Annotated in this window: 14 protein-coding genes; 13 read left to right on the top strand and 1 reads right to left on the bottom strand. The window is 33.4% G+C overall.

From position 1 onward, the window contains the following. Positions 1 to 9 precede the first annotated feature (9 nt). On the top strand, positions 10 to 1,530 hold the full coding sequence (locus tag ACQY63_RS10670) for a response regulator transcription factor (protein ID WP_428245219.1): 1,521 nt from the start codon (positions 10 to 12) through the stop codon (positions 1,528 to 1,530). Between the two features lie 61 nt (positions 1,531 to 1,591). Further along, positions 1,592 to 3,475 (top strand): sensor histidine kinase, encoded by a 1,884-nt coding sequence (locus ACQY63_RS10675; protein WP_428245220.1) that lies wholly within the window; start codon positions 1,592 to 1,594, stop codon positions 3,473 to 3,475. A 174-nt stretch (positions 3,476 to 3,649) separates the two neighbouring features. On the opposite strand, the gene ACQY63_RS10680 is transcribed toward ACQY63_RS10675, so the two are convergent. Next, positions 3,650 to 4,540: a LysR family transcriptional regulator gene (locus tag ACQY63_RS10680; protein ID WP_412336314.1), complete on the bottom strand. Its 891-nt coding sequence runs from the start codon at positions 4,538 to 4,540 to the stop codon at positions 3,650 to 3,652. 384 nt (positions 4,541 to 4,924) lie between these two features. On the opposite strand from ACQY63_RS10680, the gene ACQY63_RS10685 reads away from it, so the two are divergent. The 11 genes from ACQY63_RS10685 (at position 4,925) to ACQY63_RS10735 (ending at position 17,237) form a co-directional block, all read left to right on the top strand. Next, positions 4,925 to 5,611, top strand: a complete 687-nt coding sequence (locus ACQY63_RS10685; RefSeq protein WP_022165328.1) for a F0F1 ATP synthase subunit A — start codon at positions 4,925 to 4,927, stop codon at positions 5,609 to 5,611. Between the two features lie 46 nt (positions 5,612 to 5,657). Beyond that, entirely contained in the window at positions 5,658 to 5,888 is a 231-nt protein-coding gene (atpE, locus tag ACQY63_RS10690; protein WP_022165329.1) for an ATP synthase F0 subunit C, read from the top strand. A 26-nt stretch (positions 5,889 to 5,914) separates the two neighbouring features. Further along, on the top strand, positions 5,915 to 6,367 hold the full coding sequence (gene atpF / locus ACQY63_RS10695; protein WP_302689599.1) for a F0F1 ATP synthase subunit B: 453 nt from the start codon (positions 5,915 to 5,917) through the stop codon (positions 6,365 to 6,367). Further along, entirely contained in the window at positions 6,345 to 6,863 is a 519-nt protein-coding gene (atpH, locus tag ACQY63_RS10700; RefSeq protein WP_412623032.1) for an ATP synthase F1 subunit delta, read from the top strand. The genes atpF and atpH overlap by 23 nt, the downstream gene beginning before the upstream one ends. Next, complete coding sequence (gene atpA, locus ACQY63_RS10705) at positions 6,860 to 8,377, top strand: F0F1 ATP synthase subunit alpha (protein ID WP_368074867.1); 1,518 nt, start codon at positions 6,860 to 6,862, stop codon at positions 8,375 to 8,377. Before atpH ends, atpA begins: the two co-directional genes overlap by 4 nt. A 21-nt stretch (positions 8,378 to 8,398) precedes the next feature. After that, a complete protein-coding gene (atpG, locus tag ACQY63_RS10710; RefSeq protein ID WP_412623034.1) occupies positions 8,399 to 9,283 on the top strand; it encodes an ATP synthase F1 subunit gamma in 885 nt (294 codons plus the stop codon). 16 nt (positions 9,284 to 9,299) lie between these two features. Beyond that, the gene (gene atpD / locus ACQY63_RS10715; protein ID WP_412336315.1) at positions 9,300 to 10,691 is read left to right on the top strand and encodes a F0F1 ATP synthase subunit beta; all 1,392 of its coding nucleotides are present in this window, start codon (positions 9,300 to 9,302) and stop codon (positions 10,689 to 10,691) included. Positions 10,692 to 10,721: 30 nt separating this feature from the next. Beyond that, positions 10,722 to 11,135 (top strand): ATP synthase F1 subunit epsilon, encoded by a 414-nt coding sequence (atpC, locus tag ACQY63_RS10720; protein ID WP_022165335.1) that lies wholly within the window; start codon positions 10,722 to 10,724, stop codon positions 11,133 to 11,135. Between the two features lie 280 nt (positions 11,136 to 11,415). Beyond that, the gene (locus ACQY63_RS10725) at positions 11,416 to 12,384 is read left to right on the top strand and encodes a hypothetical protein (RefSeq protein ID WP_302689595.1); all 969 of its coding nucleotides are present in this window, start codon (positions 11,416 to 11,418) and stop codon (positions 12,382 to 12,384) included. Between the two features lie 141 nt (positions 12,385 to 12,525). After that, positions 12,526 to 15,063, top strand: coding sequence for a YhgE/Pip family protein (locus tag ACQY63_RS10730; RefSeq protein ID WP_428245221.1), 2,538 nt, complete (start codon positions 12,526 to 12,528; stop codon positions 15,061 to 15,063). Next, positions 15,060 to 17,237 carry a YhgE/Pip domain-containing protein gene (locus ACQY63_RS10735; protein ID WP_022165338.1) on the top strand — a complete coding sequence of 726 codons (2,178 nt, stop codon included), beginning with the start codon at positions 15,060 to 15,062 and terminating at the stop codon, positions 17,235 to 17,237. Before ACQY63_RS10730 ends, ACQY63_RS10735 begins: the two co-directional genes overlap by 4 nt. The last annotated feature ends 59 nt before the right edge of the window (positions 17,238 to 17,296 follow it).

Raw genomic sequence — 17,296 nt, forward strand, 5'->3', positions numbered from 1 at the left:
GAGTGAAAAATGTCAGACTTATGTAAAGTATTAATTGTCGATGATGAGTACATTATGAGACAGGGAATAAAACATTTAGTTAATTGGGATAAAGAGGGATTTCTTATCGTTGGTGAAGCCACCAACGGTAAGGAAGCCCTTATTATGGTTGAGGAATTAAAACCACATATAGTTGTAATGGATGTTGTAATGCCGGTAATGGACGGAGTGGAACTTACAAAGGAAGTTCATGAAAAATATCCAGACATAAAGATTATTGTTCTAAGTGGTTTTGATGACTTTTGCTATGTAAAGGAAACTCTCAAAAACGGGGCAATGGATTATATTTTAAAGCCTACATTAACAGGAGAGGTTTTTCTGGAAGCTTTAAAGAGAGCAGCAGACAGCATACCGGGATTTAGTTTGTCAGGTAACAGCAATTTGAATTTGAATCATGCATTAGAGTGGTACATAGCAGGTTATTCAGATTCCATGAACATACAGGATTTCCCTGAATTTGCAAAACTAAATACATATAGGATGTTTGCAGTTGACATAAATTATGCATTTGAAAATGATAACGATTATGTAGCAAAAATCAGAAAAGAAATCCGAAAAACACTGAACGAAGCAGGAATCATATTTGGTAGAACAGTTATTGATAACAGAAATTTAATATACGTTTTTAATTATGATATTGTTTACGAAATCGGTGTTTTGGAAAAATTATCTAGGATTGCTGAAAGGGTAAAAAATGTTAAGCCTAAGGGATTTTTTGTTTTAAGCAAAAGATTTGAAAATATACAGGATGTAAGAGAAATTTATTTACAGGTGGAAAGTCAGATAAACAGCGGCTTTTATTATGACAATAAATCAATATTGAATATGGAATATTCTAAGGAAATCCAGAAAGAAATTCCCAAATTTGATTATAATGATTTCTCCTATGATTTGCGAAATGGTGAATACAATACAGCAATAGGAAAAATGCGTGGCTATATTGAAAAATGTGCCAAGGCTCATGACAATTGCGAGAAAATCAAGAATAAGGCTAAAAACTTTATTTACAACATTATTATTATGCTAGAAGAATATGACATTGATGTTGAACCTATGAGACGTAAGTATTTTAAAGAAATAGAAGAGACTATTTATGTTACTGATTTTTTAAAGAAGCTGGATGAAATTTTAGATGAAATAAAAAAGGCTTTTGCTGAAAACATGACAGGTACCGACAGGGTAATGAACAAAATAACAAAGCATATTTTGGAACATTACATGGAACCATTGGATTTGGATTCTCTGGCAAAAGAGTTTAATTATAATTACAACTATTTATCATCATATTTTAATTCCAAAAATAAGGAAGGTTTCAGTGGTTATTTAAACAAAATCAGAATTGAAAAATCCTGTGAAATTTTGAAGAAGGAAGATATACCTATTTCAGACGTAAGTACAATGGTTGGATATTCAGATCATAGTTATTTTTGTCGTGTATTTAAGAAAACCACAGGGTACACACCAAGTGTGTACAGAAGACGATTCAGATAAAAAACAAAATTATTACAATATGTATAAAAAGAATATATTATAAATATTCAGGGAATAAAATATGAATAGAGAAAATGAAAAAATGCACAGTGAGAAGGCATGGAATAAAAAGATACAGAACAAGAAAGTGCTAAGCGGTAAGGAAAAAATCCATAAAAGGGACAGTATAAAAAAAGGCTTAAAGGAGAGAAAAGGCAGCCTTATTATTAAAATAATGGCAGCAATTATTATCGGTGTTGTTTTAATTAGTCAGATTAATATTCTCCTTGTAAATAAATTTTCAAAAGACTTTTTCAGTGAAGTGTATGGAGATTCACAGGAAAAAAACATTGAGAAAATACAGGAAGATTTGGAAGAATATTTTGACAGTATTGAAAAAACATTTGACAATATTTCCACAAGTTATGACATAAATATGTATTACTCAGGAAAGAATTCGTCATTAGCAGATAAATTTGTTGCAATGCATAACATGCAGAAGTCTTTTCAAAATGCAATCGAAAGTAAGCTTAGCGGAACAACGGTCCTGCTTGTGTCAAAAGAGGGAGAAATCTCTGTAAATAACAATGATGTGCTTACAAAAGACTGGAAAGAAATTAAACAAAATGAAGTTTTTAATGAAGCACGAAAAAACAACCGAAAGTTATGTTACAGCTATGTAGATGAAGGTTTTACTTATGCAACTAAGTCAAGCTCCATAATTTTAGGAGTAAAGGCATTAAGAGATATGAATAATAAGTTGTATGGTTATGGTGTGATTTTAATACCTGATAGTGAGCTGGATAACTTCTATAGATATGGTGAAAACCAATACAACAGTATTAGCATAATTGACAGCAATGGCATGATTGTCTCATCTACTGATAAATATCAAATAGGAGAAACAGATACAGAACTACAAAAGATAACAAACGAAATGCTTGAAAAAGAAATCACTGTTGAGAAAATGGAGAAAAACGCAAAGACTAATATGGTTTTGTGTAAAAAAATTCCATACGTGGATTACAGTTTGTGCTTTACGGTAGATGCAAATGAGGCCATTGAAAGTCTTTATAATATTTCAACTTTGATGTGGTACATTGCAATAATTACAGGAGCAGTTCTTTTAGTAATTTATATTTTAATTAGAAGAACCATGTCGCCATTAAGACAGCTTGGAAGAAAAATGTCTTATGTAGCAAAGGGTGATTTTAATCAATATGCGGAAGTGACAGGTGATGGAGAAATTCAGGAGCTTGCAAAGTCATATAACAGAATGCTTCATGATATCAACCATTATGTTGACAGCATAATTGAGATACAGAAGCAAAAACGACAGGCTGAGATACATGCTCTTCAAATGCAGATTAACCCTCATTATATTTACAATACATTAACCAGCATAAAATGGTTGATTATGCAGGGTGATACTGTAAAATCAACAAAAGCAATTGATGCATTTATTAAGTTGCTTAGAAGTACAATAAGCAAGTCAGATGAATATATTTCCGTTGAAGAAGAAATAGAAAATCTGAAAAACTACATGTATATTAACGAGATCCGATATGGCGAAAAAATCAAAACAGAGTTTTTTATAAGCATAAACGAACCGGACCAGTTAATGATTCCTAAAATGATTTTACAGCCGTTTATTGAGAATGCATTCTTCCATGGATTTCCTGAGGGACAAAATGGAGAAATTTTTGTATGTGTAAGAGAAAAAGCAGAAAAACTTATTGTAGAAATTATTGACAACGGTGTTGGAATGGATGAAAGACAGGTTAATGAACTTGAAAACGGTAAGAGCAGTAGAAAGTCAGAACATTTTACAGGAATTGGAATTAATAACATACGTGACAGACTTAAATTAATATACGAGAATCAATATGAACTGAAAATAAAAAGTTCATTAGGCGAAGGCACAACAGTTACAGTTGTCCTACCTATACAGCACAAAGAAATATAAATATTATAAGAAGATATAGAAAGGCATCGTATAGGAAGCCTTTCTTAAGACGCAGGAATGTAATTATTTTTACAAACCTGCGTTTTTTGTGTAATAAAAAATAGTTTCAAACGGGCATGCACCTAACGCGTAAAATGTGGCAGGGACCATTCTTTGTTCTAAGAAATTTTTTCTCTATGAAACAGAATTTCTTAGGAAGTTATAAAATTTCTGAACCGAGGTGCTCATGGCACTACTTTTATTTTTAACCAAACAGACTTCTCTAATAGGAAGTTTTTCTTCAATATTAATAGGAAAGACTTTTTTATCTTCTATTAGTTCTGTTGCCAAATCTTCCGGATAAAAGCCAATGCCAAGATTATGTGTAATCATGGGAATAATCTGGTCTGTAGTAGCAACTTCCATATCAGGAGTAAAAGGTACGCTGTGAGCTATGTAGAACTTATTGTACAAATCATAAGTTCCTGTACCTTCAGATAAACTGATTAAAGGAATTTCTGTTAAGTCCTTAAGACTTTTGGCTGTGTCTGTAAGGTAACTGTACTTAGGACCGCAAATAAGAATTTCCTTACATTTACTTAAAGGAATTTTCTCAAGAGGCTTTTTTAATGACATTGGAGTGGTGACAACTGCCAGATCAATTAAGTTTGCTCTCATGGCACGTATGGCTTCCGGTGTAGAGTGATTAAAAATACGAATTCTAATATTAGGAAACTGTTCGTGAAAAATTTCAAGTTTATCTAACAGGAAAAGTCGCAAAGCGTTTTCACTAACACCAATTGTAATAATACCCTTTTCAAAAGTCTTGTCCTGATGAAGCTCCTCTTCACCTAAAGTAAGGTGTTTGTAGGCAATGGAAACATGTTTGTACAGTTTCTTTCCTTCAGGCGTTAAAATAATGCCACGATTAGAGCGCATGAACAATTTACATTCAAGTTCCTGCTCTAAGTTCCCCATGCACCTGCTTATGTTAGGCTGGCTGTTTTGTAAAACTTCCGCAGCCTTAGTAAAGCTTTTGTATTTTGCCACAAAATAAAAAATTCTATAATAATCAAAAGTAATCATGTCTAACCTCCTAAGTGAAAATCTAAATGAAAAATAAATTGTAACCTTATAATATTTCAAAGCATATAAAGATATCATACAAATATATATTATAAGAATATGGAAAACAACCATATAACCATTCCATATTATACAAGTATTTAAGAGTGTCTAATTAAATGACGATCTAAAAAAATTAAGTAAAATTAAATTTTTTTAGGAATTTTTTGACTAATGTATAAAATTACCATAAATGTATAATCATTCTAAATATATATGTACTTTTTATACAATACCATACTAAAATGATATAGTAAATATATTAAAGATATATTTTACATATTCCCAAGAAAAGAGTTATAATACGTGGCAGTTAAAAAGTTGTCATGAAAGGAAGTGAAACTGTTGAATGACATTGTTAACAGATTATTAGAAGAGCTGAATTGCGATGTTGTTTTCACGATTCCAATTTTTGGCGGCATTCCAATTTACGAATCAGTAGTAGTAACTTGGATAATCATGCTGGCGGTTTTGCTCATATGTGTTCTACTTGTTAGAAATTTAAAAGTAGAAAACCCGGGCAGAAAACAAATTGTTTTGGAAACAGCAGTTCAGGGACTGTACAATTTCTTTAAAGGCACCATAGGAGAACATGGAACAGCATATATTCCTTATCTTATGTCAGTTGTGCTTTACATAGGAATTGCAAACCTTATTGGTTTAATAGGGTTTAAACCACCAACAAAGGATATGAATGTTACAGTGGCACTGGCAGTCATGAGTATAGTCCTTATAGAGGTGGCAGGAGTAAGACAAAAAGGAACTAAAGGATGGCTGAAAAGTTTCGCAGAGCCTATGCCAATAGTTTTACCAATTAATGTGTTAGAGGTATTTATTAAACCACTTTCACTTTGTATGCGACTATTTGGTAATGTATTAGGTTCATTTGTAATCATGGAATTATTAAAAATTGTAGTTCCGGCATTCTTACCGGCAGTATTTAGTTGTTACTTCGATATATTCGATGGATTGATTCAGGCATATGTTTTTGTATTCCTAACATCCTTATTTATAAAAGAAGCAACTGAATAAAAATAAAAAATAAAAACAAATTTGAAAACGTAAAGGAGAAATTATTATGTCAACATCATTATTAGTAGCAATTGGAGCAGGTATTGCAGTATTAACAGGTATTGGAGCAGGTATGGGTATTGGTAAAGCAACAGCATCAGCTTGTGATGCAATTGCAAGACAGCCTGAAGCAGAAGGAAAAATCAGTAAGTCACTTCTTTTAGGATGTGCCCTTGCCGAAGCAACAGCTATTTACGGATTCGTAATTGCCCTATTAATCATTCTTCTTTTAAAATAATAAAAGCAGAAAGGTAGGAAAAGCGTATGCTTAAATTAGATATATGGAACATTGTTTGGACAATAGTTAATATCTTAGTTCTTTATGCTATATTTAGAAAATTTCTTTTTCAGCCTGTGCTAAAAGTTATACAGGACAGAGAGAACATAATAAAAGATCAAATTGATAATGCACAAAAAGTTACAGATGATGCAAATCAGTTGAAAACAGATTATGAAAAGAAGCTTGAAGTAGCTAAAGAGGAAGCCGATAAGATTATTGTTGAAGCAAGACAGCGTTCTGAAAAAGAAAGAGCCAAGGCTATTGAAACTACACAGCAGGAAACTCAGGATATGATGGAAAGAGCCAGAGGCAACATTGAAAGAGAGCAGGAAAATGCAAGAAAAGCTGTTCAGGCAGATATTGCCAGATTAGCAATTGCAGCAGCAGAAAAAATCGTAAAAACAGGTGATAGAAGTGACAATACAAGCAGTAAATAATGCGAAAGTATTATATGGCTTAAACTTGGATAGAAGTGAAGTTGAAAGTGTAGAGAATATTTTTTCTCTTACACCACTTCTACAGGAAACAATTAACAATCCTACAATTCCAAAGGAAGTTAAAGTCAATATAATAGGAAAAGTATTTTCAAGTGAGAATATTTCAGAAAAGCTTATTAGATTTTTGCAGGTAATGTGTAAGAACAATCAGGCAGATGACATGAAAGCCATTTTTGAACAGTATTACTTATATTACGACCAGATGAATAAAATAATTCATGCAAAACTGATTTGTACTTCATCATTTACAGATGCAGAAAAACAAGAAGCTGACAACATATTAAAAGAAAAATATGCAGATTACAAGGTTATTCTGACACAGGAAATTGACGACACGTTATTAGGTGGCTATGTACTTAAAATTGGAAACCATGAGTACGATAAAAGTTATAAAGAACGTTTAAGACAATTGCAGGAGAAGATAACCGGGAGGTGAAACAAGTGAGTGCAATTAGTGCAGAAAATATAATTTCCATTATACAAAGTGAAATTGAAAACTTTGAGTGGAAAGAAAGCGATAGAGAAACCGGAAAAGTTATATGGGTTGGTGATGGTATCGCCACTATTTACGGAATTGAACATGCCATGTATGGAGAAATCGTAGTTTTCGAAAATGGTACAAAAGGTATGGTTCAGGATATCCGTCAAAATGAAATAGGATGTATTTTATTTGGTAGAGATACAGGTATTAAGGAAGGCACAAAAGTTGTAAGAACTAAGAAGAAAGCCGGAGTTCCTGTAGGTAAAGGATTTATCGGAAGAGTAGTAAATGCTTTAGGTGAACCAATTGACGGAAAAGGAAATATTGAAGAAGAAGGATATTTACCAGTTGAACAGGATGCTCCCGGTATCGTAGACAGAAAATCTGTTGATACACCAATGGAAACAGGTATTTTGTCAATTGACTCAATGTTCCCAATTGGACGTGGACAAAGAGAATTAATTATCGGTGACAGACAGACAGGTAAAACATCTATAGCAACTGATACAATTATTAACCAGAGAGGTAAAGATGTTATTTGTATCTACGTTGCAATCGGACAGAAAGCATCAACAGTTGCAAAGATTGTATCAACTTTGCAGGAACATAAAGCAATGGATTACTCAATAGTAATGTCAGCTACAGCCAGTGATGCAGCATCATTACAGTACATTGCACCATACGCAGGTACATCAATGGCAGAATTCTTCATGCATCAGGGAAAAGATGTTTTAATTGTATATGATGATTTGTCAAAACACGCCGTAGCATACAGAGCTATTTCATTATTATTAGAAAGATCACCTGGACGTGAAGCTTATCCTGGTGACGTATTCTATTTACATTCAAGATTATTGGAACGTTCAAGCAAATTAAGTGATGAATTAGGCGGTGGTTCAATTACAGCCCTTCCTATTATTGAAACACAGGCAGGCGACGTTTCAGCATACATTCCAACAAACGTAATTTCAATTACAGACGGTCAGATATTCCTTGAAAGTAACTTATTTAATTCAGGTATGAGACCAGCCGTAAACGTTGGACTTTCTGTATCCCGTGTAGGTGGTGCAGCACAGACAAAAGCCATGAAGAAGGCAGCAGGTAGTGTAAGAATTGACCTTGCACAGTACAGAGAAATGGAAGTATTCACACAGTTTTCTTCAGACTTGGATGACAACACAAAGAAACAGTTAAATCATGGTAAAGCATTAATGGAACTTTTAAAACAGAAGTTATGCCATCCATATTCATTACATGAACAGGTTATGATTCTTACAATGGCAAATAACGGAATATTCGATGAAGTTCCAACTAAAGAAGTAAGAGATTGTTGTAGAGAAGTTTTAAATTATATAGATTTAAAACATGGTGAAATTACAGAAAAGATTGAAACTGAAAAAGTTCTTACAGAAGAAATTTCAAAGGCAATAATTGATGCAGCACATGAATTTATGGAAACAAAGAATTAAAATTAAGCAGGAGCGAATAATATGGCAAATGCAAAAGAAATTCAGGAAAGAATGAGTAGTATTAATGATACATTGAAAATTACAAATGCAATGTACATGATATCCTCATCAAAATTAAAAAAGTCCAAAAAGATGTTGCAGGATACAGAGCCTTATTTCTATGAGTTGCAGACACAGATGAGCAGAATTCTAAGACATGTACCTGACATTGAAAGCAAATATTTTGAAAAATCAAGAGATGAGAAAAAAGACCCAAAGGTAGGTTACATAGTAATTACCGCAGATAAAGGTCTTGCAGGTTCTTATAACCACAATATTTTAAAAATTGCGGAAGAAGAAATTAAAGCTCACAAAGATAATAAATTGTTTGTTTTAGGTGAAGTTGGACGACATTATTTTGAAAAAAGAGGAGTACACATAGATAAACAATTTCATTACACAATACAAAATCCAACATTAAACAGAGCTAGAAATATTACAGAAGAATTGTTGGAATTGTATATAAACAATGAGTTAGATGAAATTCATATTATATATACAAAAATGATTAATCCAATTAAGGAAGAAGCAGAAATAAAGCAGTTGTTACCACTTTATAAAACAGATTTTCAGATGAAAATTCCTGCAGACATTCCATTGGAACAGGTAACATTCAGACCATCACCTGAAGAGGTAATGAACAAGATTGTACCTGCCTACATTGAAGGTTTTGTTTTCGGTGCTTTAGTAGAAAGTTATTCCTGTGAACAAAATGCAAGAATGATGGCAATGGAAGCGGCAACAAAAAGTGCAAAAGACATGCTTCAGGAGTTAAGCGTGCTTTACAACCGCGCAAGACAGGCAGCAATTACTCAGGAAATTACCGAGGTAATCGCTGGAGCCAAGTCACAGAAAAATAAGAAGTAATGGAGGAACAGTTCAAATGAAAACAGGTAAAATAGTACAGGTTTTAGGTCCTGTTGTAGACGTTGCATTTGAAAATGGTGAACTTCCCGCAATTAAAGACGCACTTGAAGTACAAAATGGTGATAAAAAGTGCGTAATGGAAGTTGCACAGCATATTGGAAACGACGTTGTTCGTTGCGTTATGCTTGCGTCAAGTGAAGGACTTTCAAGAGACATGGAAGTTGTTGCTACAGGAAGTGGTATAAAAACTCCGGTAGGAAAAGAAACATTAGGACGTTTATTTAACGTTTTAGGTGAAGCAATAGATGGTGGCAAAGCATTAGATGATGCAGACAAATGGGAAATCCACAGAGAAGCACCAAGCTTTGACCAGCAGAATCCAGCCCAGGAAATATTGGAAACAGGTATTAAGGTAATCGACCTTTTAGCACCATACGCTAAAGGTGGTAAAATCGGTTTGTTCGGTGGTGCCGGCGTTGGTAAAACTGTATTAATTCAGGAACTTATCAGCAACGTTGCAACTGAGCATGGTGGATATTCAATATTTACAGGTGTAGGTGAAAGATCAAGAGAAGGTAATGACTTATGGACTGAAATGAAAGAATCAGGTGTTCTTGAAAAAACAGCCCTAGTGTTTGGACAGATGAACGAGCCACCTGGAGCACGTATGCGTGTTGCTGAAACAGGACTTACAATGGCAGAATATTTCAGAGATGTAGAACATCAGAACGTATTGTTATTCATTGATAATATTTTCAGATTTACACAGGCAGGTTCTGAAGTATCAGCCCTTTTAGGACGTATGCCATCAGCCGTAGGTTATCAGCCAACACTTGCAAATGAAATGGGTGAACTTCAGGAAAGAATTGCATCTACAAAGAACGGTTCAATTACATCAGTTCAGGCTGTATATGTACCAGCCGATGACTTAACTGACCCGGCACCTGCAACAACATTTGCTCACTTGGATGCCACAACAGTATTATCAAGAAAGATTGTTGAGCAGGGTATTTATCCTGCTGTAGATCCTCTTGAATCATCATCACGTATCCTTGAGGAAGACATTGTTGGTAAAGAACATTATGAAGTAGCACGTAAGGTTCAGGAAATTCTTCAGAAGTACAAAGAATTACAGGATATTATCGCAATTCTTGGTATGGAAGAATTATCAGAAGAAGATAAGACACTTGTATACAGAGCAAGAAAAATTCAGAAATTCTTATCACAGCCATTCCATGTAGCTGAGAACTTTACAGGTGTAAAGGGTGAATATGTTCCACTTAGCGAAACTATAAAAGGTTTCAAGGCTATTATTTCAGGTGAAATGGATGAATATCCTGAAAATGCATTCTTTAATGTAGGAACAATTGACGATGTTATTAAAAAAGCAAGCAAGATGAAGGAATAAAATCATGTATTGCAAGGATTGGAGTAATATATGGCGACTAATACATTTTATCTAAGAATAGCGTCTGCTAAGAAGATTTTCTTTTCAGGAAGATGTGTTTCAATTATAGTACCTGTTGCAGATGGGCAGGAAGAAATTCTTGCACACCATGAAAACATGGTCAATGCAGTAGAAAATGGTGAATTGAAATTTAAACCTGAAGGCGCAGACAAATATACAACAGTAGTTGTAGGTACAGGCTTTGCCCAGATAATCAACAACCGAGTAACTGTTTTAGTAGAAACAGCCGAGTTGCCTGAGGAAATCGATAAAGCCAGAGCTTTAGAGGCAAAAGAAAGAGCCGAAGAACAATTGCGACAAAAGCAAAGTATGCGTGAATATCATCATTCAAGAGCATCTCTTGCAAGAGCAATGGTTCGACTGAAGGCTACAAGCGGAAAATAAATAAGAAAAAGCAGTAGTATTTGTAATGAGGTACTATTGCTTTTTTTGCTCTTTGTTAAGCTTGGGGGAGAAAATAACTTACATAAAATCGTGTGTGATTTTTAAAAATAATTTTAAAAAGTTTGAATAAATTGAAAAAAAATAAAAAATGTTGCATAAAGTCAGTTTACGGTATACAATAAAAATGTGGTATGAAGAAAATAAAAGAAAAAACAAAAAATAAATATAAAGTTCTCTTGCATACTTCACAAGAGGACTTTTTTTGTTAGGAGGTAATTTTATGAAACACAAAATATGTAAAATTGTAGGAGCTTTATTAATGGCGACAGTGTTGTTTTCATCTGCAAACAATGTAGGGGCAAGTGAAACAAAAGTAAATTTTAAAGACGCATACTTGCTATTTTCAATTTGGGAAGGACAAGGTGATGCAACCATTGAAATAGGAGAGGATTTCTTAACTAAAGATAGAAATCTTGTTAATTATAATGAATTTGAAGATATCCTATTAGATGGAAAAAGCTTAAACAAAGAGAATTATGATATAACATCAGAAAATGAAAAAAATGAAATAGTTAAGGTTTCATTGAAAGAAAAGTATCTGAAGTTATTAAAAGATGGAGCTTATAATTTTGATATTGTTTTTGAAAAGGTTGTTGTGCCAACAAGATTATATGTGGTAAATAACAAAACGCAAATAAAGGACTTGTATTTTGATTTTAGTAAGCCTGAAAAAAATGGTGAAATTGTAGCCCAAATTGATACAACAGTTTTAGGGACAAACGTTGATATGAATCTGTTCAAAAATATTTTTAACAATGGAAAAATCATTAATACAAAAGATTATAAAATAGTTCAGAAAGGGAAAATCATAACTGTTACATTTAGCAAAGCTTATGCAAACAAAATACCAGTGGGAACAACATATTACTATGCTGATTTCTATAATGTTCAAATTGGTTTAAAGGTAACTAAAGGACCTAAAAAAGTAACAGGTTTTAAAGCTACTAGAAAAAAATCAGGTATGAAGATTAGTTGGAAGAAACAGAAAAATGTTACCGGTTATGTAATAAAGATTAGCAAAGATAAAAAGTTCAAGAAGAATGTAAAAACAATAAAAGTAAATGGCAAACAGAAAAGTAAGCTTATTAAAAAGATAAAAAAAGGAAAGTATTTTCTGAAAATAAAATCTTATGTTGAAATAGGTGGAAAAAAATACTACAGTGAATGGTCAAAAATTATAAGAAAGTAAATATATATGTAGGGAAAAAAGGTAATTATTGAAATAAAAATAATTACCTTTTTTTGTGCAATCTGACGTAGTTTTTTACCTATGATTATGTTATGGTATTTTATTATGAAAATAGTAAAAAGTGGCAAATAGGAGAGTTGAATGAGAACAGTTTTAAAGATTTTTAAAAGAGATTTTCGCAGGGCGTTTAGCAACAGAGCGGCGGCTCTTATTATGGTGGGAGTAAGTCTTCTTCCTTCATTATATGCCTGGTTCAATATTGCAGCTAACATAGATCCCTATGCAAATACTCAGGGCGTAAAAGTTGCAATAGCAAATTGTGATGTGGGAAAAGAAACAGAGCTTCTGTCAATGAATGCGGGAGAAAATATTGTAGAGAGTCTAAAGAAAAATGACAAGCTGGGTTGGACTTTTGTAAGTGAAAGTCAGGCAAAGGAAGGGGTGAAATCCGGAAAATATTATGCGGCAATAGTAATTCCGAAAGATTTCAGTGAATCCCTACTTAGTATTTTGTCCGGCAAGCTTAAACAGCCGGAGCTGGATTATTATCTAAATGAAAAGAAAAATGCAATTGCACCAAAGATTACAGATTCAGGCGCTACAACAATACAGCAACAGATAAATGACACTTTTTCGTCAACAGCTTCAGAAGCAATATCAAAAATGGTAAGTGAGGCGGCGAAAAAGATAAAGGGTGATGTTGATGATGCAAACGAAACAATCATTAATGACATTTCTTTAGTTCATAAAAATATTGAAGAATATAATAAAGTTCTTAAGAATTTTAAGAAAACAGCAAAGAGTTCGGAAAAAATAATTGATGATACAATCGATATTTTAAATGAAGTTAATAAGGTGGCTGATTCTACATCAGATTCTGTTGCAGGTGTATCTTCACGAATTACAAATTCAAGAGAAAAGCTAAGAACTTTTAACGGCACATTTTCAAATAAACTACAGAATATAGAGAGTGATTTTAATGATATTGCAATAGCAACTTCAACAAAATTAACAAATTTTGAAAACAAAGGGACAAGTGCAAAAGAAGAGTTGGAGGTAGGAATTGACCAGGTTAATTCTTTGGTTAAAAGAAATTCAAAAATATTAGAGGAGCTTGCACAGCTTAACCGTAAGCTTGGAAATGACAGTGCCACAACAAAAATCGAAAAGCAGATTAGTGAAATTAATGACGTAGATACAGCTTTAGGAAAAATACAATCATCCCTAAACAGCGGTAATTCTACACTTGATAAGACTATAGCTAAGTCAAAATCCACAAGAGAACAAATTGGTTCAGTGGCTACAAATGGCAAGAAATCCTTAGACGGTTACCAAAGTGATTTTCAGAAGAAAACATTGCCTAATGTATACGCATCTTTGGATGGCATGGTTACCATTAACGGCAATTTAAGCTCAACTCTGAAAGGGATAAAACCAACAGTCAAAGAAGCAAAGAAAATATTAAAACAGTTTGGTAAAAGTCTCAACAACATTTCAACAACAATGGATAATGCAAAAGAAACATTAGCAAAAGTTGATGAAAAGTTAGAAGGAATTGTAACAGACCTTCAGGCAATTAGTAGTACGGGAACATACGAAGAGTTAATTTCATTAAAGGGAATTGACACTGAAAAAATATCAGATTTTATGGCATCACCTGTTGATATGGAATCAGAAGTGCTATATGAAGTAAAAAATTATGGCTCTGGCATGACACCATTTTACACAAACCTTGCTTTGTGGGTAGGTGGTTTGATTTTAGTTTCTATTTTAAAACAGGAAGTTGACAGAGAAGGAATAAAAGAAAAATTCTCAGCAACACAGGGCTATTTCGGAAGATGGCTTTTGTATGTGTGCACAGCCGTTGTGCAGGGATTCATAGTGTGCGTTGGAGATTTAGTAATACTTAGAACACAGTGCGTACATCCTTTTGTATTTATTTTAACAGGTATGTTTTTATCATTCGTTTATGTAAATATTATTTTTGCACTGTCAATAACATTTAAGCACATAGGAAAAGCGGTTGCGGTATTACTTGTTATTTTGCAGATACCAGGTTCGTCAGGAACATATCCTATTGAAATGATGCCGGAATTTTTCCAAAAGCTACATCCGTTAATGCCATTTACATACGGCATTAATGCTATGCGTGAGTGTGTGGCAGGCTATTACGGTCATATTTATTTGGAAAACATGATAGCGTTGGTTGTGTTTATAATTTTAGCTTTGTTTGTAGGCTTGGTAATCAGACCGTTAATTCTTAATTTGAACAATATGTTTGATAAAGAGTTGGCAAAAACAGATTTGATGTTATGTGAAACTGCAACAGCTACAAATAAAAACAAACAACTTCAAATGATAGCGAGAGCAATTTTGCAGGATGAATATGGAAGAAAGCAATTCCTGGAAAAGTCTGCTAAGTTTGAAAAGAATTATCAGAAGAAAATTAAAATCGGATTTATTAATATAATTATAATTCCTTTAGTATTTTTAATATTAATGTTTAGTTTAGAATCCAAATTGGTATTTTTAATATTGTGGATTTTATCAATAATAATTCTTGCGGTTTACTTGATTTGCGTGGAATATATTCACAACAAAATACAAAAGCAAATTAAGGTAAGTGGATTCACTTCAGAAGATTTTGTAAAAGTATTAAAGGAGGAGAAGGACACATGAAGAATATTTTAAGAATTTTCAAAAAAGATGTCATTCGCATCCATAAAAACGTAATAGCCCTTATTGTAATCATGGGTATTACGATTGTACCTTGCCTGTACGCATGGTTTAACATTGCAGGAAGTTGGGATCCATACAGCAACACTGGAAATCTTAAGGTGGCTGTGGCAAGTGTAGATGACGGTTATGAGGGAACTTTGATTCCTATTAAACTAAATGTGGGTAATCAGGTTTTGTCAGCATTAAGAGAAAACACTCAAATGGATTGGGTTTTTACGTCAAAGAAAAAAGCGGTTGACGGTGTGAAATCCGGAAAATATTATGCAGCAATTGTAATACCTGAGAATTTTAGTAACCGAATGATGAGCATTTTTTCAAAAAATGTAAAGAAGCCTAATATTATATATTATTCAAATGCTAAAGAAAATGCCATTGCACCTAAGGTTACTGACAAGGGTGCTTCGGCAATTCAAAAGCAGGTAAATCAGGTATTTATTGAGACAGTATCTGATACAGCCTTAACAGCTCTTCAAAGTGTATCAAATCTTGCGCAGGCAGGAGATGCAGACGATATTGTTAATAATTTGTGGAACAATCTGGATAAAATCGCAGATGATCTTGAAGCTACACAAAGCACGCTGGAAACTTTTGGCAACATGGCAGATGCTTCACAAAGCATGTTAAGCACAACTACAGACTTTTTTAAGGATACAAAAAGCAACACAAAAAGTAGCGAAAAAGAATTTAGCGGAATTAAAAAACAGTTTAGTGGCATTAAAGACACACTAACTGCTACAACAGATGCCATTAACAGCGCACTTTCTTCAGGAAAGAAATTTTACGGAGAAATGGGTGATGTTATTGAAGATGCACTAAGCAGTCAAAGTCAGAATACTACAGACGTTAAGACCACACTTAACAAGACATCATCAAAAGTTAATTCAATGATTAGCGACTACTCCAAGTTGAAGTCTTCATTAGAATCAATTGAAAGTCGTCACCCTGAGTTAAGTAAGTACACTCAGTTTTTAATTTCAAAAATAGATGCATCATTAGAAACACAGGAGAAATTAAATGACAAATTAGGTGAAGCTGAAAAAAATCTTACTACAGGGAAAAGTCAGTTAAACAAGGACAAAGCAGATATTTTGAAATTAGTTGATAAAAGTAAAACATCTGTATCATCAGTAAAAACAGATTACTCAAAAGACGTGGAAGAGGCTTTAAAGAAAATTTCAGATTCAGCAGGTAATGTTGAAAATGACATTTCAGGTCTTTTAACAAAAATTGATAACAGCGCAAAAGGAATTTATAAGTTATCAGATTCTGTTGATTCAGATTTATCACAGATAAAGAAAACATTGTCAGACTCAGGTAAACTTTTATCAAAAGCAGCAAAGAAAATCAGAAAAACAACAGGCAAGTTGAAAAATGCAAAAGATGGCGACAATTCAGATTTGAAATCACTAATCATGGGTAACAAAGAAGATTTAACTTCATTTTTGGCAACACCTGTACAGTTAAAAACGACCAAGTTGTATCCAATAGATAACTATGGTTCTTCAATGGCACCATTTTACTCAACCTTATCAATATGGATAGGCGGAATTGTATTGGTAGCAATGTTAAAAGTAAATATTTCTGAAAAAATGAAAAAATCTCTTAGGAACTTACAGAATTATCAGGCATACTGTGGAAGATACATTATTTTCTTAATTGTTGGCTTGATGCAAAGCACGTTAATTGCTTTAGGCGATTTGTATTATTTAGGAATACAGTGCGAACATCCATTTTTATTTGTATTTGCGTGCTGGTTTTCAAGTATTGTTTATGTAAATATTATTTACACATTAACAGTATCTTTTGGGGACATAGGAAAAGCCATAAGCGTTATTTTACTTGTTGTTCAGGTAGCTGGCGCAGGCGGCACCTTCCCAATTGAAGTGGCACCGGGATTTTTCAGGGCAGTATATCCACTACTTCCATTTACATACAGTATGACAGCTTTAAGAGAAGCAGTTGGCGGCATGTACGAAATGACATATTGGATTGAACTTGGAAAGCTTGGAATATTCCTTGTGATTTCTTTATTTGTAGGTTTGGTTTTGCGAAGACCAATAATAAAGATGAATGACGCATTCACTGAAAAGCTGGAAGAGACAAAGATAATGTAGTGCTGAAAGGCTGGAAGAGACAAAGATAATGTAGTGCTAAAAAGCTGGAAAAATCAAAG

The sequence above is a fragment of the Eubacterium sp. Marseille-QA0814 genome (genome assembly GCF_965119675.1).
Classification (GTDB): Bacteria; Bacillota; Clostridia; order Lachnospirales; family Lachnospiraceae; genus Eubacterium_G.